This is a genomic window from Streptomyces sp. NPDC002838 (assembly GCF_040295365.1).
GTDB lineage: Bacteria > Actinomycetota > Actinomycetes > Streptomycetales > Streptomycetaceae > Streptomyces.
Window position 1 is genome coordinate 162,952 of the sequence record NZ_JBEOVF010000015.1, and the last position, 20,207, is coordinate 183,158.

General features: G+C 70.7%; 20 protein-coding genes and 1 pseudogene. 17 read left to right on the plus strand and 4 right to left on the minus strand.

Going from position 1 to position 20,207, the window contains the following annotated elements; translation table 11 throughout:
- Positions 1-164: 164 nt before the first annotated feature.
- From ABT063_RS21095 to ABT063_RS21110, 4 genes are read left to right on the plus strand one after another with little or no spacing between them, the layout of a single operon-like run.
- Positions 165-965 (plus strand): ABC transporter permease, encoded by an 801-nt coding sequence (locus ABT063_RS21095; protein WP_351058887.1) that lies wholly within the window; start codon positions 165-167, stop codon positions 963-965.
- 49 nt (positions 966-1,014) lie between these two features.
- Positions 1,015-1,779: an ABC transporter permease gene (locus ABT063_RS21100; RefSeq protein ID WP_502990853.1), complete on the plus strand. Its 765-nt coding sequence runs from the start codon at positions 1,015-1,017 to the stop codon at positions 1,777-1,779.
- A 6-nt stretch (positions 1,780-1,785) separates the two neighbouring features.
- Positions 1,786-2,754, plus strand: a complete 969-nt coding sequence (locus tag ABT063_RS21105) for an ABC transporter ATP-binding protein (protein WP_351058889.1) — start codon at positions 1,786-1,788, stop codon at positions 2,752-2,754.
- 55 nt (positions 2,755-2,809) lie between these two features.
- Positions 2,810-3,643 carry a DUF1707 SHOCT-like domain-containing protein gene (locus ABT063_RS21110; RefSeq protein WP_351058890.1) on the plus strand — a complete coding sequence of 278 codons (834 nt, stop codon included), beginning with the start codon at positions 2,810-2,812 and terminating at the stop codon, positions 3,641-3,643.
- Positions 3,644-3,807: 164 nt separating this feature from the next.
- Here the strand turns inward: ABT063_RS21110 and ABT063_RS21115 are convergent, their stop codons facing one another.
- Positions 3,808-5,178: an SGNH/GDSL hydrolase family protein gene (locus tag ABT063_RS21115; RefSeq protein ID WP_351058891.1), complete on the minus strand. Its 1,371-nt coding sequence runs from the start codon at positions 5,176-5,178 to the stop codon at positions 3,808-3,810.
- A gap of 219 nt (positions 5,179-5,397) precedes the next feature.
- Here ABT063_RS21115 and ABT063_RS21120 point away from each other — a divergent pair, with 219 nt between their 5' ends.
- The 3 genes and pseudogenes from ABT063_RS21120 to ABT063_RS52220 all read left to right on the plus strand — a co-directional run.
- On the plus strand, positions 5,398-6,720 hold the full coding sequence (locus ABT063_RS21120) for a DUF445 domain-containing protein (RefSeq protein ID WP_351058892.1): 1,323 nt from the start codon (positions 5,398-5,400) through the stop codon (positions 6,718-6,720).
- Positions 6,721-6,777: 57 nt separating this feature from the next.
- Positions 6,778-6,981, plus strand: coding sequence for a hypothetical protein (locus tag ABT063_RS52215; protein ID WP_502990851.1), 204 nt, complete (start codon positions 6,778-6,780; stop codon positions 6,979-6,981).
- 61 nt (positions 6,982-7,042) lie between these two features.
- Positions 7,043-7,337: pseudogene (locus ABT063_RS52220) on the plus strand (MFS transporter); the annotation flags it as partial.
- 354 nt (positions 7,338-7,691) lie between these two features.
- Here ABT063_RS52220 and ABT063_RS21130 read toward each other — a convergent pair.
- Positions 7,692-9,170: an alginate lyase family protein gene (locus ABT063_RS21130; RefSeq protein ID WP_351058908.1), complete on the minus strand. Its 1,479-nt coding sequence runs from the start codon at positions 9,168-9,170 to the stop codon at positions 7,692-7,694.
- Positions 9,171-9,502: 332 nt separating this feature from the next.
- On the opposite strand from ABT063_RS21130, the gene ABT063_RS21135 reads away from it, so the two are divergent.
- From ABT063_RS21135 to ABT063_RS21145, 3 genes are read left to right on the plus strand one after another with little or no spacing between them, the layout of a single operon-like run.
- A complete protein-coding gene (locus tag ABT063_RS21135) occupies positions 9,503-10,102 on the plus strand; it encodes a sulfite oxidase-like oxidoreductase (protein WP_351058893.1) in 600 nt (199 codons plus the stop codon).
- Complete coding sequence (locus tag ABT063_RS21140; protein ID WP_351058894.1) at positions 10,072-10,827, plus strand: ferredoxin reductase; 756 nt, start codon at positions 10,072-10,074, stop codon at positions 10,825-10,827. Before ABT063_RS21135 ends, ABT063_RS21140 begins: the two co-directional genes overlap by 31 nt.
- A 1-nt stretch (position 10,828) precedes the next feature.
- Entirely contained in the window at positions 10,829-11,119 is a 291-nt protein-coding gene (locus ABT063_RS21145) for a DUF6510 family protein (RefSeq protein ID WP_351058896.1), read from the plus strand.
- 71 nt (positions 11,120-11,190) lie between these two features.
- Here the strand turns inward: ABT063_RS21145 and ABT063_RS21150 are convergent, their stop codons facing one another.
- Entirely contained in the window at positions 11,191-11,493 is a 303-nt protein-coding gene (locus ABT063_RS21150; RefSeq protein WP_351058897.1) for a hypothetical protein, read from the minus strand.
- A gap of 200 nt (positions 11,494-11,693) precedes the next feature.
- Between ABT063_RS21150 and ABT063_RS21155 the strand changes: the two genes are divergently transcribed.
- Together ABT063_RS21155 and ABT063_RS21160 are read left to right on the plus strand one after the other, a co-directional pair.
- Positions 11,694-12,116 (plus strand): Hsp20/alpha crystallin family protein, encoded by a 423-nt coding sequence (locus ABT063_RS21155; RefSeq protein ID WP_351058898.1) that lies wholly within the window; start codon positions 11,694-11,696, stop codon positions 12,114-12,116.
- 171 nt (positions 12,117-12,287) lie between these two features.
- On the plus strand, positions 12,288-12,767 hold the full coding sequence (locus ABT063_RS21160; protein ID WP_351058899.1) for a DUF2267 domain-containing protein: 480 nt from the start codon (positions 12,288-12,290) through the stop codon (positions 12,765-12,767).
- A gap of 12 nt (positions 12,768-12,779) precedes the next feature.
- Here the strand turns inward: ABT063_RS21160 and ABT063_RS21165 are convergent, their stop codons facing one another.
- On the minus strand, positions 12,780-13,301 hold the full coding sequence (locus tag ABT063_RS21165; protein WP_351058900.1) for a hypothetical protein: 522 nt from the start codon (positions 13,299-13,301) through the stop codon (positions 12,780-12,782).
- A gap of 179 nt (positions 13,302-13,480) precedes the next feature.
- On the opposite strand from ABT063_RS21165, the gene ABT063_RS21170 reads away from it, so the two are divergent.
- From ABT063_RS21170 to argG, 5 genes are all read left to right on the plus strand, one after another.
- A complete protein-coding gene (locus ABT063_RS21170) occupies positions 13,481-14,272 on the plus strand; it encodes an alpha/beta fold hydrolase (protein WP_351058901.1) in 792 nt (263 codons plus the stop codon).
- 56 nt (positions 14,273-14,328) lie between these two features.
- Positions 14,329-15,996 carry a glycosyltransferase family 2 protein gene (locus ABT063_RS21175; RefSeq protein WP_502990854.1) on the plus strand — a complete coding sequence of 556 codons (1,668 nt, stop codon included), beginning with the start codon at positions 14,329-14,331 and terminating at the stop codon, positions 15,994-15,996.
- A gap of 106 nt (positions 15,997-16,102) precedes the next feature.
- A complete protein-coding gene (locus tag ABT063_RS21180) occupies positions 16,103-17,038 on the plus strand; it encodes a class I SAM-dependent methyltransferase (protein ID WP_351058903.1) in 936 nt (311 codons plus the stop codon).
- Between the two features lie 100 nt (positions 17,039-17,138).
- Positions 17,139-18,539 (plus strand): condensation domain-containing protein, encoded by a 1,401-nt coding sequence (locus ABT063_RS21185; protein ID WP_351058904.1) that lies wholly within the window; start codon positions 17,139-17,141, stop codon positions 18,537-18,539.
- A 54-nt stretch (positions 18,540-18,593) separates the two neighbouring features.
- On the plus strand, positions 18,594-20,048 hold the full coding sequence (gene argG, locus ABT063_RS21190) for an argininosuccinate synthase (protein WP_351058905.1): 1,455 nt from the start codon (positions 18,594-18,596) through the stop codon (positions 20,046-20,048).
- The last annotated feature ends 159 nt before the right edge of the window (positions 20,049-20,207 follow it).

Here is a 20,207-nt window from a genome sequence, read left to right on the forward strand (position 1 = left end):
ACGTCTCGTACGCCTTCTACGCCCCCTGTTGAAGACTCTCGCACCAGGCGTTCCGTTCCCGACAATCGGCACGTGTTGCCGCGTGGAAAATGCCTGGCGGGTCGAGTCGGCCGCGTACTAGGCTCCTGCGCTTCGGTGTCGGGCGGGCGAGGAGGACGGCTGCGGTGGGTTCGGGGCGGTTGTACGCGGCCGTCGCGGCGGGGGGTTTCAGAAGATACGCGACGTATCGGGCGGCCACGGCCGCGGGGGTTTTCACCAATACCGTTTTCGGCCTGATCCTGGTGTACACGTATCTGGCGTTGTGGGACGAAAGACCCCACTTAGGGGGGTACGACCAGGCGCAGGCCGTCACCTATGTGTGGCTGGGTCAGGCGTTGCTCGCGGCGCTGGCCATCCAGGGCGGGGGCTTCGAGAACGAGCTCATGGAACGCATCCGGACCGGTGAGATCGCGATCGACCTCTACCGGCCGGCCGACCTCCAACTGTGGTGGCTGGCGAACGATCTGGGCAGGTCGCTCTTCCAGCTCCTGGGACGGGGGGTGATCCCCTTCGTCTTCGGGGTGCTCTTCTTCCCGGCGGCGCTGCCGCACGATCCGCTGACCTGGCTGGCGTTCCTGGTCGCGGTCGTGCTCGGGGCGGTGGTCAGCTTCGGGATCCGCTATCTGGTGGCGCTGAGCGCGTTCTGGCTGCTGGACGGCAAGGGCATGCTGCAACTCCTGATGATCACCGGGGTGTTCTGTTCGGGGATGACACTGCCGCTGAACGTCTTCCCGGGGGTGCTCGGCGAGGTCGTACGGGCCCTGCCGTGGTCGGCCTTGCTGCAGTTGCCCGCGGACGTCCTGATGGGGAAGGCCGATCCGCTGGGTGCCTACGTCTTCGCGGCGGCCTGGGCTGTGGCGCTCCTGGCGGCCGGGCGGCTGCTGCAGTCGTCGGCGACCCGGCGGGTGGTGGTCCAGGGTGGGTGAGACGAGCCGTCTGGCGGACGGGCTGCGCGCCTACGGGCTGATCGCCGGGATGTGGATCCGCTCCAGCCTGGCCTACCGCGCCTCCTTCGCCATGACCGTGCTCGGCAATCTGCTGCTGTCCGGGCTCGACTTCGTCGCGATCCTGCTGATGTTCTCGCGGGTCGACTCGCTCGGCGGCTACTCCCTGCCCGAGGTCGCCCTGCTGTACGGCCTGTCCGTCACGTCCTTCGGTCTCACGGACCTGATGTTCAACTCGCTGGGCCAGTTGGGCCAGCGGGTGCGTGACGGCACGCTCGACACGCTGTTCGTGCGGCCGGCGCCGGTGCTCGCGCAGGCCGCCGCGGACCGCTTCGCGCTGCGCCGTGTCGCCCGCCTCACGCAGGGGGCGCTGGTGCTGGGCTACGCGCTCGTGGCGGTCGACGTCGACTGGACCTTGCTGAAGGTGCTGCTGGTGCCGGTCATGCTGGTCAGCGGCGCGGCGATCTTCGGCGCGGTGTTCGTCGCGGGCGCGTCCTTCCAGATCCTGGTGCAGGACGCCGCCGAGGTGCAGAGCGCGTTCACGTACGGCGGCACGACTCTGCTGCAGTACCCGCCCAGCGTGTTCGGCAAGGACCTGGTGCGCGGGGTGACCTTCGTGCTGCCGCTGGCGTTCGTCAACTGGGTGCCCGCGGCCTATGTGCTGGGGCGGCCGTATCCGCTGGGCCTGCCGGAGGGGGCGGCGTTCGCGTCGCCGCTGGTGGCGGTGGCGTGCTGTGCGCTGGCCGGGGTGGCCTGGCGGTCGGGGCTCAGGTCGTACAGAAGCACGGGGAGTTGAGGGCTCATGGGTGACCGCTTCATCGAGGTGGACCGCGTCGAGAAGGTCTTCGAGGTACGCAAGAAGGCCGGCTTCCTGAAGCGGGAGCGGCGGCAGGTGCGGGCGGTGGACTCCCTGTCCTTCACCGTGCCGCGCGGCGAGATGGTCGGTTACATCGGGCCGAACGGTGCCGGGAAGTCGACGACGATCAAGATGCTCACCGGCATCCTGACGCCGAGCGGCGGCCGGCTGCGGGTGGCCGGTCTCGATCCCGCCCGGGAGCGGATGCGGCTGGCGCACCGTATCGGGGTGGTGTTCGGGCAGCGTACGACGCTGTGGTGGGACCTGCCGCTGATCGACTCCTACCGGCTGATGCACCGCATGTACCGCATCCCGGACGGCCGTTACCGCGAGAACCTCGATCGTCTCGTCGAACTCCTCGAACTGGGCAGCCTGTTGGACGTCCCGGTACGGCAGCTCTCGCTCGGCCAGCGGATGCGCGGCGACATCGCGGCGGCCCTGCTGCACGATCCGGAGGTGCTCTACCTCGACGAGCCGACGATCGGCCTGGACGTCGTCTCCAAGGCCAAGGTGCGGGAGTTCCTGCGGGAGTTGAACGCCGAGCACGGCACGACGGTGCTGCTGACCACGCACGACCTGCAGGACATCGAGCAGTTGTGCTCGCGGGTGATGGTCATCGACCACGGGCGGCTGATGTACGACGGCCCGCTCGTCGGCCTGCACGAGGCGGGGGAGAGCGAGCGGACCCTGGTGGTGGACCTGGAGCGGGAGCTGCCGCCCATCGAGGCGCCGGTGCCCGCGCGGGTCGTACGGGTGGACGGGCCCCGGCAGTGGCTGGCCTTCCCGGCGTCGGAGTCGGCGGCGCCGCTGGTCGCGCGGATCGCGGCGGAGTATCCGCTGGTGGACCTGTCGGTGCGGGAGCCGGACATCGAGGCGGTGATCGCGAAGATGTATGCGGAGAGGTCGACCGCGTAGGGGCCGAGGGGCCGATCGCATAGTGCCCGTCGCCCGGAACTCGTAGGCTGCTTGTATGACCGAGGATGCCCCGGAGCTGCGCGCCTCCGACGCCGATCGTGAACGAGTCGCCGAGGTCCTGCGGGACGCCCTCGCGGAGGGGCGTCTCGACATGGAGGAGTTCGAGGAGCGGCTGGACGCGACGTACACGGCGCGTACGTACGGGGAGCTGGCGCCGATCACGCGGGACCTGCCGGCCGGCGGGGCTCCGGTTCCCAAGGTGTCGATGACCAAGCAGCCCGTGGAGAGCGGGAGTTGGGCGGGGCGGATCGTCGGCGGCGAGGGGTCGTCGACGTGGGCCGTGGCCGTCATGTCGGGGTTCCAGCGCAAGGGGCGCTGGACGGTGCCCCGGCGTTTCAACTGTTTCGCCTTCTGGGGCGGCGGTGAGATCGATCTGCGTGAGGCGAACTTCGCGGACGGCGAGGTCGAGATCAACTGCGTCGCGATCATGGGTGGGGTGCAGGTGATCGTGCCGCCCGGGGTCGAGGTCGTGGTGCGCGGGATCGGCGTCATGGGCGGTTTCGACCACCGTGAGGAGGGCGTGCCGGGGGATCCGGGGGCGCCGCGGGTGGTCGTGACGGGGTTTGCCTTCTGGGGCGGCGTGGGCGTCGAACGCAAGCTCACGCGGGCCGAGCGGCGGCAGGCGAAGCTGGACCGGAAGGCGTCCATGCGGGAGCTGCGGGAGTCGTTCCGGGACGACATGCACGAGGCTCATCGCAGGATGCTGGAGGGGCACCGGGACCATGTGTGGGACCGGCGGGAGGACCGGCGGGAACGGCATGAGGAGCTGCGGGAACGTAAGCGGGAGCGGGGGGAGCGGCGGGATCGGTACCGGGACGGGGAGCGCTGACCGGGGTGGGGGCCGAGCGGGGGTGGGTCGCGCAGCCCGGCGCTACGGGGTGCCGCCTCTCTATTGGGTCGGGAGCCGCCCCAGCGGCACGACTGCCCGCAGGCTGACGGCGTCGGCAGGCCCGCAGGCTGACGCGGCGGCTGGCCCGCGGCTAGGCCGGCCGACTACAGCTCCGCCGGTGCCGCCCCCTTGAGGTCGTCCAGGTCGAACGCCCCCGCCATCCGCTCGTACCCCTTGTCGCTCGGGTGGAGATGGTCGCCCGAGTCGTAGTCGGAGCGGAACCTGCGCGGGTCGTAGGGGTCCCGGACGGCCTTGTCGAAGTCGACGACGTCGTCGAAGAGCCGGCCCGAGCGGATCTCGGCGTTGATCTCCTGCCGTACGGCCTCGCGGGCGACGGAGTAGCCGCGGTGGCCGCCGAAGGGCATCAGCGTGGCGCCGATGACCTTGATGCCGCGGGCGTGGGCCTGGCGGACCAACGCGTGCAGGCCGTCGAGGATCTTGTCGGGGTCGGCCAGCCGCGGGTTGCGCAGGATGTCGTTGATGCCGAGGTCGATGACGACGACCTTGACGTTCGTCCGGCCGAGCACGTCCCGGGCGAAGCGGCTGACGCCGGCCTCGTTCTCGGCGATGGGGGTCCCCCCGCTCGAGCGAAGCCGAGAGTGGGGGAGGCCGAGGCCGTCGGCGAGGACCTGGTTGCCGCCGATTCCCTGGTTGACGACGCTGTAGCGGGGTACGTCCCGGCCCGCCTCGATCGCCGTGTGCAGCCGCTCGGACAGCAGGTCGGGCCAGCGGTTGTTGGCGTTCTCCGTGGAGCCGACGCCGTCGGTGAGCGAGTCGCCGAAGGCGACGATCGTGCCCTCGGCCCCGTCGCTCAGTACGTCCAGCGCGGTCAGGTAGCGCCAGTACTCGCTCTGCTCGGTGTACGCGGTGCCGGTCACGTCCTCGGTGAGGTCGCCCCGGGCGGCGTAGGAGATCTGGCGGGCGCGCGGGTGGTAGGTGACCGGGCCGGACGGCGTGGGGGAGTAGGTGGTGACCAGGACGTCGCTGCCCATGGGGATCGTGACGCGGACGGCGTCGCTGAGCACCTGCTGCCCGGCCGGGACGACGACGGTGGTGTTGCCGCCGAAGGTCAGCCGCCGCATGGTCTCCGCGACCGCCTCGGCGGTGCCGGTGCCGGCCGCGACGGCGATCGAGGCGTGTGTGACGGTCAGTGGGGACCGGCCGTAGAGATTGGACAGTGTGATCCGGGCACTCGTACCGCCGATGCTCGCGTGCACGACGTTGCGTACCGAGCGGCCCGCCAGGCCCGCGATCTCGGTGCCGGGTTCGGCGCCGACCGGGGAGGCGGACCAGGAGCCGACCCAGACGCCGGTGGAGGCGGGGGCGGCGGAGTTGTGCGGGGGGCGTCCGCCGGCCAGGGTGGCCCGGTCGTTCGTACCGGGATCGGCTGCCACCCCGATGTAGATGACGGCGGACAGGGCCACGATCGCGGCGACGATCGCGACAAGCAGGGCGTAACCGTGACGCCGGGTCATGCTGTGCTGTTCTCCTCGGGCGATGGGAGCCCGAGGCTCCGATCTGATGAGCCCATGATGAGTCATGGGCCTGGGGAAAACTGACAGCACCCCGCCGCGTTCCCCCGACCGGACAGACGCCGGGAACTCTTGTTCCGTTCCGGGAGTCGGTCAGGAAGGGACAATGTGTGAGGGATCACCGAACGGGTGGAGTGGATGGAACGTACGGAAACGGGATCAATGGGTACCGCGGGGGCCGCGGAGCAGCAGGCCCGCCCCGGCGCCTTCACGAACCGCGCCATGAACACCTTCAGCGCCGCCGACGAGGAGAAGCAGCGCGGCGTACGGCGGATGAAGCTCACCGCGACCGGGATGCTGCTGTTCGTGGCGCTGGTGTACGTCCTGGCGAAGTGGGCGTCGAACGAGGGCGCCGGCGCCTGGGCGGCCTATGTGGCGGCCGCCGCCGAGGCCGGCATGGTCGGCGCGCTCGCCGACTGGTTCGCCGTCACCGCCCTCTTCCGCCACCCCCTGGGTATCCCCATCCCGCACACCGCGATCATCCCCACGAAGAAGGACCAGCTGGGTGTGACCTTGGGGGAGTTCGTCGGGGAGAACTTCCTCTCCGAGGACGTCGTACGACAGCGACTGCGCGCCGTCGGCATAGGCAGCCGGCTCGGCGCCTGGCTGTCCGAACCGGAGCACGCCGACCGGGTGACGGCGGAGCTGTCCGCCGCGCTCCGAGGCGCCTTGACGGTGCTGCGCGACTCCGACGTGCAGGCGGTGGTCGGCGAGGCGATCACCCGCCGGGCCAACGCCCAGGAGGTCGCGCCCGGCATCGGCAAGATGCTGGACAGGATCGTCGCCGACGGCGGTCACCGGCGGGCCGTCGACCTGATCGTCACCCGGGCGCACGACTGGCTGGTGCTGCACAGCGACTCCGTCATGGACGCCGTGCAGGGCGGCGCACCCGGCTGGACGCCGAGGTTCGTCGACAAGAAGGTCGGCGAGCGGGTCTACAAGGAGCTGCTGCGCTTCTGCGCGGAGATGCGCGACATGCCCTCCCACCCGGCGCGCGGCGCCCTCGACCGCTTCCTCACCGACTTCGCCGCCGACCTGCAGTCCGACACGGACACGCGTACGCGGGTCGAGCGGCTCAAGGGCGAGGTGCTGGGCCGGGGCGAGGTCCAGGACCTGATCGCCTCCGCCTGGACCGCCGTACGATCCATGATCGTCTCGGCCGCCGAGGACGAGCGCAGCGAGCTGCGGCTGCGGGCGCGGGCCTCCCTGCTGTCCCTGGGCGCGCAGATGGCCGCCGACAAGAGGGTGCAGGGCAAGGTCGACAAGTGGGTGGAGGACGCGGCCGTCTACGTCGTCACCACCTACCGCCGGGAGATCACCTCCCTGATCACGGACACGGTGGCGGGCTGGGACGCCGAGCACACGACGCGGAAGATCGAGGCAAACATCGGCCGTGACCTGCAGTTCATCCGGATCAACGGCACGGTGGTCGGCTCGCTGGCGGGACTGTTGATCTACACGGTGTCGCACGCGCTGGGGGCGTAACGCCAAGGGCCGAGGGGACCCGACCCCGGTTCTCGCTCGACGAGGAGGGAGCCGCCCATGACCACCGCGCGGGCCGAGACAGGCCGTACCGTGACCACCGACCTCCCCGCCCGGCTCGACCGCCTCCCACGGTCGCGCCGGCACTGGACGATCGTCATCGGACTCGGCACGGTGCGGATCCTCGACGGACTCGAGGTCACCGTCGTCGGCAACCTCGCCGGCCGCCTCTCGGAGCCCGGCAGCGGGCTTCCGATCACCTAGGGCGAGATCACCGGCCTCGCGGCGGCGCTGCATGTGGCGGGCGCCTGCTCGGGCGCCCTGTGCCTCGGCCGGCGCGTCCAGCGCCTACCTCACGGTCTCCGAGGTCTTCCCGATGGAGACCCGCGCGATGTCCATCGCCTTCTTCCACGCCCTCGGCACCGCCGCCGGCGGCATCAGCGGCCCCCTGCTCTTCGCCGACCTCACCGGCACGGGCAAGGTCGGCGACACGGTCCTCGCCTTCCAGATCGGCGCGGCACTGATGTGCCTGGCGGGCCTGGTGGCAGCGGCACTGATGGTACGAGCGGAACGCCGCTCCCTGGAGGACATCGCCCGCCCGCTGACGGCGGCGGCGCCGGTGGCTCGGTCGAAGGCGGCGGGGGTCGGGGCCCGGGTCGGGGTCGTGGCCGGCGACGGCGTAGCAACGGCAGCCGCGGGCGGCCGATCCTGCCCGACTGCGGGTGGCACTGCGCGGGCGTGGGGTGTGTGCGGTGCTCAGCCATCCTGCCCGGCTGCGGGCAGTTGTGCCGCTGGGACGCTTTCCGGCCCAAAGAGAGGCGGCACCCCGCAAGCGCCGGGCCGCGCGACCCACCCCCGCCCAGCACTCACGCCGGGCAGTTGGGCAGGAGGCGGTGTCCAGTGATCCGGCCCGGCCGACGCCGTCAGCCCGCGCCGGGTTGCACGCCCTGCCCGTCCACCACGGCCGGCAGCTCCTACTGACCGCCCTCGCGTCGAACCCGGTCGCGCCGACGCAGGAACAACAGCCCCCCGGCAATCGCGGTGATCCCCGCCGCCGCGGTCCAGCCGACGACGTCGTCGGAGCCGGTCGCGGCCAGGTCGCCGTCGGCCGCCGGGGAGGCGGACGCGGAGGCCGTGGCCGTACCGCCCTGCGGCCGGGCGCCGGCGCCGGAGTCGGAACCCGCGCCCGCGCCCGAGCCGCCGCCCGTCGCGCCGGACGCCGACGCAGCCGGCCTTGGCGAAGCTGCCGTATCGGCCGCCTTGTCCCGCGTGAACGCCAGCGTGCCGAAGCCGAGTTGGTCGTAGCCACCGCTGTTGGGGCCGTAGTCCCCGCCGCCACCCTCCGGCGCGACCTGGGCGGCGATCCGGGTGACGTACGTCGCGGACATCCCCCGGCGCTTGGTGTAGTGGTTGGCGATCATCGCCCAGATCGGCCGCTGCATGGCCGGGTTCACGCCGGCGGCCTCGGTCGCGGTCTCGCTGCCAGACCAGCCGTTGATCGCGCCCTTCGCACGGGTGTTGGCGGTGTAGGCCACATCCCCGCCCATGCTCCACTTGGCCACGTACTGGGCGCCCTTGAGGAACCGGCTGTCGTCGTAACCGTACAGATCGATCCCTTGGTTCCACGCCATCTCGCAGACCGTGCCCATCAGGCCGACGCCGAGCAGCGCGTGCCCCTGGTCGCGGCCGGCCTCGACCCACTCGGCGAGTCCGTCGTCGTGCACGACGGGGATGGCGTGCTTGATCGAGCCCATCCCCTCGCCGTTCTTGAAGTAGTCGACGGCACGGGCGACTTGGACCTTGTCCTCGCAGAAGATACCGGTGGCCAGGACGCAGGCGAGGGCGCACAGGTCCCAGTTGGGCCAGTAGTTGGTGACGACGGCGCCGTTGTGGTCGGCCAGGAAGCTGTCGCTGAGCGGCGCGAAGACGTTGCTCAGCATGTCCTGGAACCGGCCGAGCTCGAAGTCGCCGTGATCGCGGACGAGTTCGGCGGCGTTCGCGAACTGGTAGCCGTACAGCCCGGCGGCCAGGAACCGGTCCGCACTGCCCTCGAGGCTGGTCAGCTTGGCCGACCAGGCGTTGAGGATCGCCACGGCGGTGTCGAGGTGCGCGCTGTCGCCGCTGACGTGTCCGCGCAGGGCGTTCTGGTAGGCGGCGTGGATGTCGTTGTAGAGGGTCACGTAGTTCTGCGGGCTGCCCGATCCTCGGTACACGGTGGCCTGCGGATTGGCCGTCCAGCCGCCGGCCGAATGCCGGTTGGCGGTCAGCCTGGCGAATCCGGCGGTGTAGGGGGCGGCGCCCGCCTTGACCTTCGCCGCCATGCGGTCGAGGTCGGCGCGGGTGTGCAGCAGGCCGGGGTGCGCGTAGGCGGTGCCGGCGGCCGCGGCGGGGCTCGGGGCGAGGGCGGTACCGATGCCGACGGCTCCGGCGGCGACGCCTGCGGCCTTGAGCATGGAACGGCGGCTGAAGTCTCGTGTCACGTGCTTCGTTCCTCGGGGTCGAATCGCGTGCCTGTGGCTGGGGACGGTGAGGAGACGAGGGGAAGACCCCGGTGATAACAAAAACTGGAGCCCCGATCGGATCAGCGCTGGGAGTGAACCTCGATGTTCTTGAGGCTCGATCGGCTCCTCGGCCATGAGGGCACCTCCCGGCTTGCGCGTGGTGCCGAACACTATGCGTCGGCACGGCGGGTGCCGCCGTATCGCTTCTTCCGCCACCAGATGCTCTGTCGCGCGATGCCATGGACAATGGCGGAGAGTGCACCTTCGGAGAAGGGCGGCACGGCATGGCCATCGTTTCGCGCGGATTCCGCGGTCGGCCAGGCGATACGCACCACAAACTGCCTCCCGGGCAGTACGAGACCACCGACTTCCCGGTGCTGTCCGCCGGGCCCACGCCGAGGGTGGATCGTGACTCGTGGGAGTTCACCGTCCGCACCGAGACGGGCGCGCGGCACAGCTGGAACTGGGCGCAGCTCATGGCGCTGCCCAGCCAGACGCCGACGGTGGACCTGCACTGCGTCACGAAGTGGTCGAAGTTCGCCACCGAGTGGCAGGGGGTTTCCTTGGATCTCCTTCTGGAAGACGTGGAGACCGCCGCCGAATTCGTGCTCGTCCATTCCTACGGTGGCTACACGACCAACCTGCCCCTGGAGGACCTGCTCGACGGGAAGGCGTGGCTCGCGTACCGCTACGACGGGGAAGAGCTGGCGCCCGAGCACGGCGGCCCGGCCAGGCTGCTGGTCCCGCACCTGTATCTGTGGAAGTCCGCGAAGTGGGTGCGCGGGATCCAGCTGCTCCTCGAGGACGAACCGGGCTTCTGGGAGAGCGCCGGCTATCACGACTACGGGGACCCATGGCGCGAGCAGCGGTACCAGGGCGACTAGGCGACCGGTTGCGCTGGAAGACGGCCCGGCTGGCCGACCGGTGCTCCGAGTCCTCCGCCGCGCACACCCTGGTCTTCGACGTACCCGGCTGGCCGGGCCATCTGGCGGGCCAGCATGTCGATGTGCGGCTCACCGCGGAAGACGGCTACAGCACACAGCGCAGCTACTCCCTGGCATCGGCGCCGGACGGCGAGCGCATCGAGCTGACCGTGCAGCGCGTCACCGACGGCGAGGTGTCCCCGTACCTGACGGACGAACTCGCGGTCGGAGACCTGGTGGAACTGCGCGGACCGGTCGGCGGCTGGTTCGTGTGGCGCCCCGAGCGGAAGGAACCGGTCCTTCTCGTGGCCGGCGGCTCCGGCCTGGTGCCGCTGATGGCGATGATCCGCGTCCGCCGCGCGGCCGGCAGCCGTACGCCCTTCCGGTTGGTGTACTCCGTGCGCACACCCGAAGACCGGCTCTACGGACCCGAGCTGCGCCGGGACGAGCCCGGCCTCGACAAGACGTACCTCTACACCCGCGCCGCCCCGCCGCAGTGGCCGAGGCCCGCCGGGCGGCTCACCGCAGCGGACCTGTCGCGCGCGGGGTGGCCGCCGGAGTTCGAACCCACCTGCTACGTCTGCGGGCCCACCGGCTTCGTCGAAACGGCCGCCGACCTGCTGGTAGCCCTGGGCCACGCCCCGGACCGGATCCGCACCGAACGTTTCGGCCCCAGCGGAGGATGAGATGCCCCACCCCCACGAGGACCCGTACACCGGCCAGTACGAGGACGGCAACGCCCTGGCCGGGCCCCTCTCCGAAATCCTCGCGGTCGACCCGACCACCGCTCTCGGCTGCTGCACCGGGTGCGGCAGCCACTGGCCTCTGGCGCGGCTGCACGTCTACGCGCATGCCCCGGGATACGTCGGCCGCTGCCCCGACTGCGACCACGTGATCCTCCGCCTCGTCCGCAGCCCCGACAAGGCCTGGCTCGACCTCCGCGGCACCGTCGCCCTCACCTTCGCCCTCGACACCTGACGCTCCAAGACGGTCAACGAGAGCCGACGCCCGGTCCTGCCGCCTCAGCGGCTTCAGCGGCTTCAGCGGCCTCAGCCGTTCCGGTCCGCCACCGCCCACGACGCCAGGGCGACGGCCCCCGCGACCCCGAACACGGCAGGCCAGGCGCCCACCTTCTTGGCCAGGGGGTGGGAGCCGGCGAAGGCGGCGACGTACGCGGCGCTCAGCGTCCCCGCGGCCTTCCCGCCCGCCTGCTGCCGCCACTGCCGTGCCGCCGCGGCCCCGGCGACGGCCAGGACCACGCCGCCCAGCTGCCGCTTCCTGGTCCAGCGGGCGACGCCGTACCCCCCGACGAGCCCGCTCGCGGCGACCACTGCGCTGGGAACCTTGGCCATGCCTGCCTCCTGCTGTCTGGTGTATCCCGGACACCCCGGCCCCCCGGCCTCTGGGCGTTCCCGGGTGCCCCGAGACTAACGCTCACCTCGGACGACGCCCGGGACCTGAGTCCGGGCTTGTCAGGTTTTCTCCTCCGAGCTATATAAGAAGCCGTAGGGCATCGCACGGAACAGCGCCTGACGAGAGGAGATGGACTGTGATGCTCATGCGTACCGACCCCTTCCGTGAACTCGACCGACTCGCGCAGCAGGTCTTCGGTACCTCCACCGGCCCCTCCGCGATGGCCATGGACGCCTACCGGTCAGGGGGCGACTTCCTCGTCCACTTCGACCTGCCCGGCATCGACCCCGAGTCGATCGAGCTGGACGTCGAGCGCAACGTCCTGAACGTCCGCGCCGAGCGCAAGTCCCCCGCCCCCGAGGGCGCGGAACTGATCGTCGCCGAGCGGCCCACGGGTACCTTCACCCGCCAGCTCTTCCTCGGCGACACCCTCGACACGGATCGCGTCGACGCCTCGTACGACGCCGGCGTCCTGACGCTGCGCATCCCCGTGGCCGAGCAGGCCAAGCCGCGCCGCATCCAGATCACGGGCGGCGGCGAACGCAAGGAAATCAGCAGCTGACCGAACCGAGGAACCGAAGTCCAGGAACAGAAGCCCAGGAATCGAAATCCAGAATCGAAATCCAGGACCGACCCCAGAAGCAGCGTCCCGCGAGCGCGCGCCCGCAGTCTCCCCGCACGTGCCCGCGGGACGCCGTGCGGCCACCCGGAGGAACGGAGGAGGACCCCCGACATGACCGTGCTGAGCATGCGACCCGCACCCGCGCCACGGCAGGCACAGCAGCCACAGCAGAGCGAGCGCCCGCAGCGGAAGACCAGATGGACCGACCTGGTCGACGCGGTACAGGACGCCGGCCAGTACTCCACCAGGGCGGAGGCGGAACGCGTCACCCGTATCGTCCTGTCGGCCCTCGGCGGCCATGTGATCGGCGACGAACGCGTCGACCTCGCCCGAGCCCTGCCCGAGGAGGCGGCCCAGGTGATCGCGTCCCAGATCCCGGCGACCCGCCCACTGACGGCAGCGGAGTTCGTGGACGCGATCGCCCTCCGGATCGAGGGCGCCACCCCGGCCACGGCCCGCTGGGACGTCAGCTCGGTCCTGAGTGTCCTGCCGTCACTGATCGGCGACGATCTGGTGGACCGTGTCCTCGCCCAACTCCCGCCTGGATACGCCCTGTTGTTCGGCCGCGCGGAACTGACCCCGACAGCTTGACCGACGGCCTGTTCAAGGGGCGTCCGACCGCCGGGCTTCGCCCTCTCCCCGTGCCCCGCCGCCCCGGAGGCGCAGCTCCGACACATAGCCCGCGGAGATCGCGCACCCGGCGGCGGCGAGGCCGAAGCCCAGCACGGCGGGGTTGACGTAGCCGGGCACGTCGTCGGTGGTGTAGCTCCCGCCGCCCTTCGTCTCGCACACGTAGTCGAGCGGCACCCAGCTCACCGAGTAGTCGACGATCCCGTTGCCGCTCTTCTCCCGCTCGAGCCAACCCGATGTACGGCAGGCCCGGTTGGGTGCCGAGTCCGTCCCCCCGTCCTCCGCCTCCATGATCGCCCCGGCGACCCCGAGCAGCCCCCACGCGTATAAGGCGGCCGCGCCTGCCCCCGCTGTCGCGGCGAAGCCGCGCAGCGCCGTCGGCGGGCTCGTCCGCCGCAGCCCCTTCTCGGCCAGACTGCCGCAGCCGCGCCCGAGGAGCGCGCAGGCGGTGATCAAGAGAATCACGACCAGCAGCATGACCAGCAGGAACAACATCGAGACCCCCGTATGAACCCGTAGGAATCTGTGTGGATCCGTACGGCGCCCGTATGCATCATTGAGTCCGCAGAGTCCAACAGCCCCGCCCCACCCAGGCTGTGGCGGAGCCCACAGTTCCGGCAACAGGACCGTCACAACGGCTCGTGGAGCACCGAAGGCCAGAAGGGCAGGGCCAGTTGACGCCGGAGACACTCACCACCCCCGACGGCACCCGCATCGCCTACCGCGACCACGCCCCACCGCTGCCCGGACACCGCCCGGTCCTCCTCCTGCACGGCCTGGCAGGTCACATGGGCGAATGGGACGACCTGGTCGGCCGCCTGCTCGCCGCCGGCCACCGCGTGGTGACGTACGACGCCCGAGGCCACGGCGCGAGCAGCCGCCGCCCCCCGACCACGACCCGTGCCGCCCACGTCGAGGACGCGGTCACCCTGATCCACGCCCTGGCCCTGGCCCCCGTAACCCTGGTCGGCCAGTCCCTGGGCGGCCATACGGCGATGCTGCTGGCGTCGGACCGCCCGGAGCTGGTGGATTCCCTGATCCTCGTAGAGGCAGGCCCGGCGGGCCCGAGCCCCGGTCTGCCGGCCCGCATGGCGGACTGGCTCGACAGCTGGCCGACCCCCTTCGAGTCCCAGGAGGAGGCGACGGCGTTCCTGGGACACGAAGCCTGGGCGCTGGGACTGGAGAAACGCGAGGACGGCTGGTACCCGCGAACGGACCGCGACACGATGATCGACTCCGTCGCGGAGCTGGCGACGAACGCCTACTGGACGCAGTGGTCGCGGATCCGCTGCCCGACTCTCCTGATCCAGGGCGAGAACGGAACCATGCGCCCCGACGAACCGACCGCCATGCTGGCCGCCCGGCCTGCCACCTCCCACACCGTCGTCCGGGACGCGTCCCACGACGTGCACCTGGACCAGCCGGAGGAGTTGTGTGAGGCGATCGTGAACTTCCTGGAGGAATGATTGCCAGATCCTGAACGTTCGTAGAACAACAGGGACTTGGCTTGGGGGGGAAGTTGATGCTCAAGGTCAGCATTGTGGTGCCCGTGTACAACGCGGGCCGCTACATCGAGCTCTGCGCACCTTCGCTCCTCCACCAGAGCCTCGGCCAGGACGCGTACGAGGTCGTCTACGTCGACGACGGCTCGACCGACGACTCCGCCCTGCGCCTCGACCGCCTGGCGGCCCGGCACCCGCACGTCCGCGTGGTCCACCAGGAGAACTCAGGCTGGCCCGGCAAACCGCGCAACGTCGGCGTCCGCGTGGCCCGCGGCGAGTACGTCCAGTTCGTCGACCAGGACGACGAACTCACCCCCGAGGCCCTCGAGCGACTCCACCGCCTCGCCACCCGCAACGGCTCCGACATCGTCCTCGGCAAGGTCACCGGCACCATGCAGGGCCCCAGCAGCCTCTTCAAACGCACCGTCGAGCACTGCACGGCCGAGGACATGCCCCTCTTCGAGAGCCTGACCCCGCACAAGATGTTCCGCCGCGACTTCCTGCTCGAGCACGGAATCGAGTTCCCCGAGGGACGGGTCCGCCTGGAGGACCAGCTCTTCATGGCCCGGGCCTACCCGCGGGCCAAGTCCGTCTCGATCCTCGGCGGCCACCCCTGCTACGTATGGAACCGCCGCGACGACGGCGGCAACACCAGCGGACGCGCGACCGCCCCCGAGGACTACTACGGCCATCTCCGCACGGTCGTCGAAGCCATCAAGGAGGCCACCCAACCGGGCCCCCTCCAGGACCACTTACTCCGCCGCTCCTACCGCGTCGAACTCCTCCGCCCGGTCAGCGAACCCCGCGTCCTGCAACGCACGGGCAAGGCCCTCGAACGCCACTTCGGCGTCGTACGCCGCATGGCCCTCGACAGCTATCCGCCGGGCGTACGCGAGGGACTCCCGGCGATCAGCCGGCTCAGAGGACACCTGCTGGAGGAGGGCCACCTTCAGTCCCTGGTCGAACTCGCCCGAAGAACCCAGGCGATCACCCCGCACCTCACCCTCGACGACATCCGCTGGAAGTCCGGCAGACTCCACGTCACCACCACGATCGGCATGCTCCGCCCCGACGGCGAACCCCTCACCCTTGTGGAACGGCACGGCCGCCTGCTCCTCGACCCCGACCTCCTCGACGGCATCAAGGGCGCCGAGAACTGGGAGGCCCCGCACCCCCTCGGACACGCCCGCGGTGAACTCCTCGTCCACGACACGGCCCGCAACCTGTGGTGGTTCCCGGACGCCGACCTCAGCCCGCGCACCGAACCCCTCGGCGCCGGCCGGCACCGCGTGGTCCTCACCGGCGAGACAGCCATCGACCCTCTGGCGCCGGCCGGAGGGGAGGCGATGCAGCCCGGCACCCACCTGGTCTGGGCGAGCGCCCAACTCCTCGGCATCGGCCGCCGGACCCGCCTCACCCAGGACGACGACCGCGCCCGCCCCGCCACGATGAAGCTCGGCACCCCGCCCCGCCTGATCCTCCCCACCTGGGGCGGCCCGGCCGGTCAACTCCGCCTGGCCGTAGGCCAACCGGGCCGAGCCACCGTCCCTCACCGCATCCTCCTGCACACCACAGCCACCCCCAGCCTCCGCCGCACCACCCGAGACCTCCTCCACCACCTCCCGCCCGACCTACGCCGCCGAGCCCACAGGCTGGCGCGCCGGGCGGACCCGTGGAGCCGGAGGTGAGCCGGACCTGGTCACTCAATTTCCGTGGCGATCAATTCGGTGGCGATCCATTCCATGGCGAATAATTCAGTGGCGATCTTCAAAAGCGCGTAGCTAGCGTCGAGCCGTGATCCACGAGAACCCGCTCGCATACCTGCTGGGCCTCGAAGGCATCGCGCTTCTGCGCTCATTCACCGGCGAGTTCGACCAGGACTTCGTCGACTCCCGCATCGCCGAGATCCGAAAGCTGCTCGACGACGAATCGCTGGCGAACGCGGCCGTCGACGTCGCTCGCGTGAGCACGGTCGAGGGCTACCGGATCTGGTCCGAGACCTACGACGGCCCCAACTCGGCCTTCGCCTACGACGAACCCGTCCTCGCGGAAATCGTCGCCGGCCTGCCGAAGGGCGTCGCCCTCGACGCCGCCTGCGGCACGGGCCGGCTCTCGGCCCTGCTCGCCGAGCGCGGTCACCGGATCATCGGCGTGGACAGCTCTCCCGACATGCTCGCCCGGGCCCGCGAGCGCGTGCCGGCCGGCGAGTTCCACCTGGGCGACCTGAGCCGGCTGCCCGTGTCCGACGACGCCGTGGACCTGATCGTCTGCTCGCTGGCGTTGACCCACGTCCGCGACCTGAAGCCGGTGCTGGCGGAGTTCGCCCGAGTACTGCGCCCGGGCGGACACCTGGTGATGTGCGACATCCACCCGCACTGGCTGGAGCGGGGTGCGATCCCACCCGTCCGACTGCCGGACGGCACGCCGGGACGTCTGGAGAGCCACCGCCACCTGGTCGGCGACTACCTGCGCGCCGCACTTCCCCTGGGACTGCGGGTCCGCCGCTGCGAAGAACCCACGGCACCGCCCGGCGCCCGCTCCGAGCCACAGGACACGCCGCAGGACACACCGAGCGAGCCCACGTCGGACCTGGGCCCGTGGGAACTCTGGCCCTGGTCCCTGGCCGCCACGGTCCCCGAGGCGGCGGCAGCGGCCAACGCGGTCCCGTCCGTGCTCATCTGGCACTTCCAGTTGACCGACCCCGCTCCCCGTGTCGTGAACCGGAACTGACTGCCGTCCGGAGGACCCGGCCGGGCCTCGGCGTCTCTTTCGGATCAATCCCTCGTTGGGCTGATGTGGACATCGAGCGATGCCGCGAACGGAGAGCCCCTTGCACACGACCGACATCCAGCGTTGTGAGATCCGGCCCGGATATCTCGTGGAGTGGACGCTGCATCCGAGGACCGTCGAGACGGCCGCCGCTCTGCCGGAGGATTCCCGCCCACCCGCCTACGTACAGGAGTCGCATGTACGGACAGCGCGGTCGGTGCGGGAAGACGGATTGTTCGTACCCACCTGGTGCGGCGCCGCATTCGACATCCCCGGACAGGTCGACACCGAGGCCCTCCAGGAGGCACTGCGCGCCTGGACCCTCCGGCACGAGACACTGCGCAGCGGCTTCCGCTGGGTCGGCGACGAGATGCGGCGGTTCACGCTGGACGCCGATGCCGTCGCGCTGCACCGCGAGGACGTCGGCGACTTCGCCGACGCGGCGACGCTGACCCGGTACCTGGAGGATCGTTTCGACGTCGCGGCGGACGCCCTCAGCTGGCCGAACTTCCTCTACGCCGCGGTCGTCAGGCAGGACGGCACGAGCATCTACATGGTGTTCGACCACAGCAACGTCGACGCGTACTCGATCTACCGCATCCCCGGGGAGATCCACGACCACTATGAGGCCGCGCTCGCCGGCCGCGCCGTGGAGACGGCGCCGATCGCCAGCTATGTCGACTTCTGCGCGATCGAGCGGACGGACGCCGACCGGATCGACGACACGCACGCGATCGTCGCCCGCTGGCGCGAGTTCGTCGCCCAGTGCGAGGGGAAGCTGCCGAACTTCCCCGTCGACCTCGGACTCGAACCCGAAGGGCCGCTGCCCACCCAGAAGCTGTTGCGCGAGATGCTCGTCGACGACGCGGACGCGGGAGCCTTCGAGGCGTACTGCCGCCCGTACGGCGGAAGCCTGATCGGTGTCCTGGCGGCCACCGCCCTCCTCGTCCACGAGATCGGCGGACAGCGGGTGTACCGCACCGTCGTGCCGTTCCACACCAGGGTGAAGTCCCAGTGGCTGGACTCGCTCGGCTGGTATGTGGGCGGCGCACCGATCGAGATCCCCGTGACGCAGGCGCCGGACTTCGACAGCGCGCTGAAAGTGGTCCGCGCCGAACTGCGGAAGAACAAGCCACTGTCACGGATGCCCCTCGCCCGCGTGCTGCGTCTGCTGGGCGCCGACTTCCGGCCCACGTCCCCGGACCTGTACTCGATCGTCTCGTTCGTCGACACACGCGACATTCCGGGATCGGAGCGGTGGCAGGAGATGAAGGCGCACGCGCTGATGCGCGTCTCGTACGGCGACCAGGTGTGCGCGTGGGTCACCAGGTTCCACGACGGCCTGCAGTTCGCCAGCCGCTATCCGGACACCGACGTCGCCTACAAGAACATGCGGCTGTACGCCGAGGGGCTGCGGGAACTCATCGTCTCCGTGGCGCGAGAGGCGGCCGTCCGTCGCTGAGCGGGACCTGAAATTCCCTTTGCATGATCATGCATTTCTATGCATACTCTTCCTATGTCCAAGGTCCTCACCTCCCTTCCCGCCGGCGAGCGCGTCGGCATCGCCTTCTCGGGCGGCCTCGACACGTCGGTCGCGGTCGCGTGGATGCGCGACAAGGGCGCCGTCCCGTGCACCTACACCGCCGACATCGGCCAGTACGACGAGCCCGACATCGCCTCGGTGCCCGGCCGTGCGAAGACCTACGGCGCCGAGATCGCCCGCCTGGTCGACTGCCGCGCCGCGCTCGTCGAGGAGGGCCTGGCCGCGCTCACCTGCGGGGCGTTCCACATCCGCTCGGGCGGGCGTGCCTACTTCAACACCACGCCGCTCGGCCGCGCCGTCACCGGCACCCTCCTGGTCCGGGCGATGCTCGAGGACGACGTACAGATCTGGGGCGACGGCTCGACCTTCAAGGGCAACGACATCGAGCGGTTCTACCGCTACGGCCTGCTCGCCAATCCGCACCTGCGGATCTACAAGCCCTGGCTGGACGCGGACTTCGTGACCGAGCTCGGCGGCCGCAAGGAAATGTCGGAGTGGCTGCTCGCCCACGACCTGCCCTACCGCGACAGCACGGAGAAGGCGTACTCCACCGACGCCAACATCTGGGGCGCCACCCACGAGGCCAAGACCCTGGAGCACCTGGACACCGGCGTGGAGACCGTGAACCCGATCATGGGCGTACGGTTCTGGGACCCCGAGGCCGAGATCGCCACCGAGGACGTGACGATCGGCTTCGACCAGGGCCGCCCGGTGACGATCAACGGCAAGGAGTTCGCCTCCCCCGTCGACCTGGTGATCGAGGCCAACGCCATCGGCGGCCGCCACGGCATGGGCATGTCGGACCAGATCGAGAACCGGATCATCGAGGCCAAGAGCCGCGGCATCTACGAGGCGCCCGGCATGGCCCTGCTGCACACGGCCTACGAGCGCTTGGTCAACGCGATCCACAACGAGGACACCCTCGCCCAGTACCACACCGAGGGACGGCGCCTGGGCCGCCTCATGTACGAGGGCCGCTGGCTCGACCCGCAGGCGCTGATGATCCGGGAGTCGCTGCAGCGCTGGGTCGGCTCGGCGGTCACCGGCGAGGTCACCCTGCGGCTGCGGCGCGGCGAGGACTACTCGATCCTCGACACCACGGGCCCGGCGTTCAGCTACCACCCGGACAAGCTGTCCATGGAGCGCACCGAGGACTCCGCGTTCGGCCCGGTGGACCGGATCGGCCAGCTCACCATGCGCAACCTCGACATCGCCGACTCGCGCGCCAAGCTGGAGCAGTACGCCGGCCTCGGCCTGATCGGCACCGGCAGCCCCGCCATCGGTGCCGCCCAGGCGGCCGCGACCGGCCTGATCGGCACCATGCCGGCCATGCCGCAGGGCGGCGCCGAGGCCATCGCCTCCCGCGGCGAGATCTCCGAGGACGACGAACTGCTGGACCGCGCCGCGATGGAGTTCGGCACGGACTGACAGGCCCCGAGGGGGGACGCACCACCGAAAAGGGCGGGGGGGGGCCCCCCCCCGGGGGGCGCGCGGGGTGGAACCCCCCCCAACCGCACCCCCGCGGCCGGGCGCCGCCAAAAGAGCGCAGAGGGGGGGGGACAAAAAACAAACAACAAAACAGCGGGA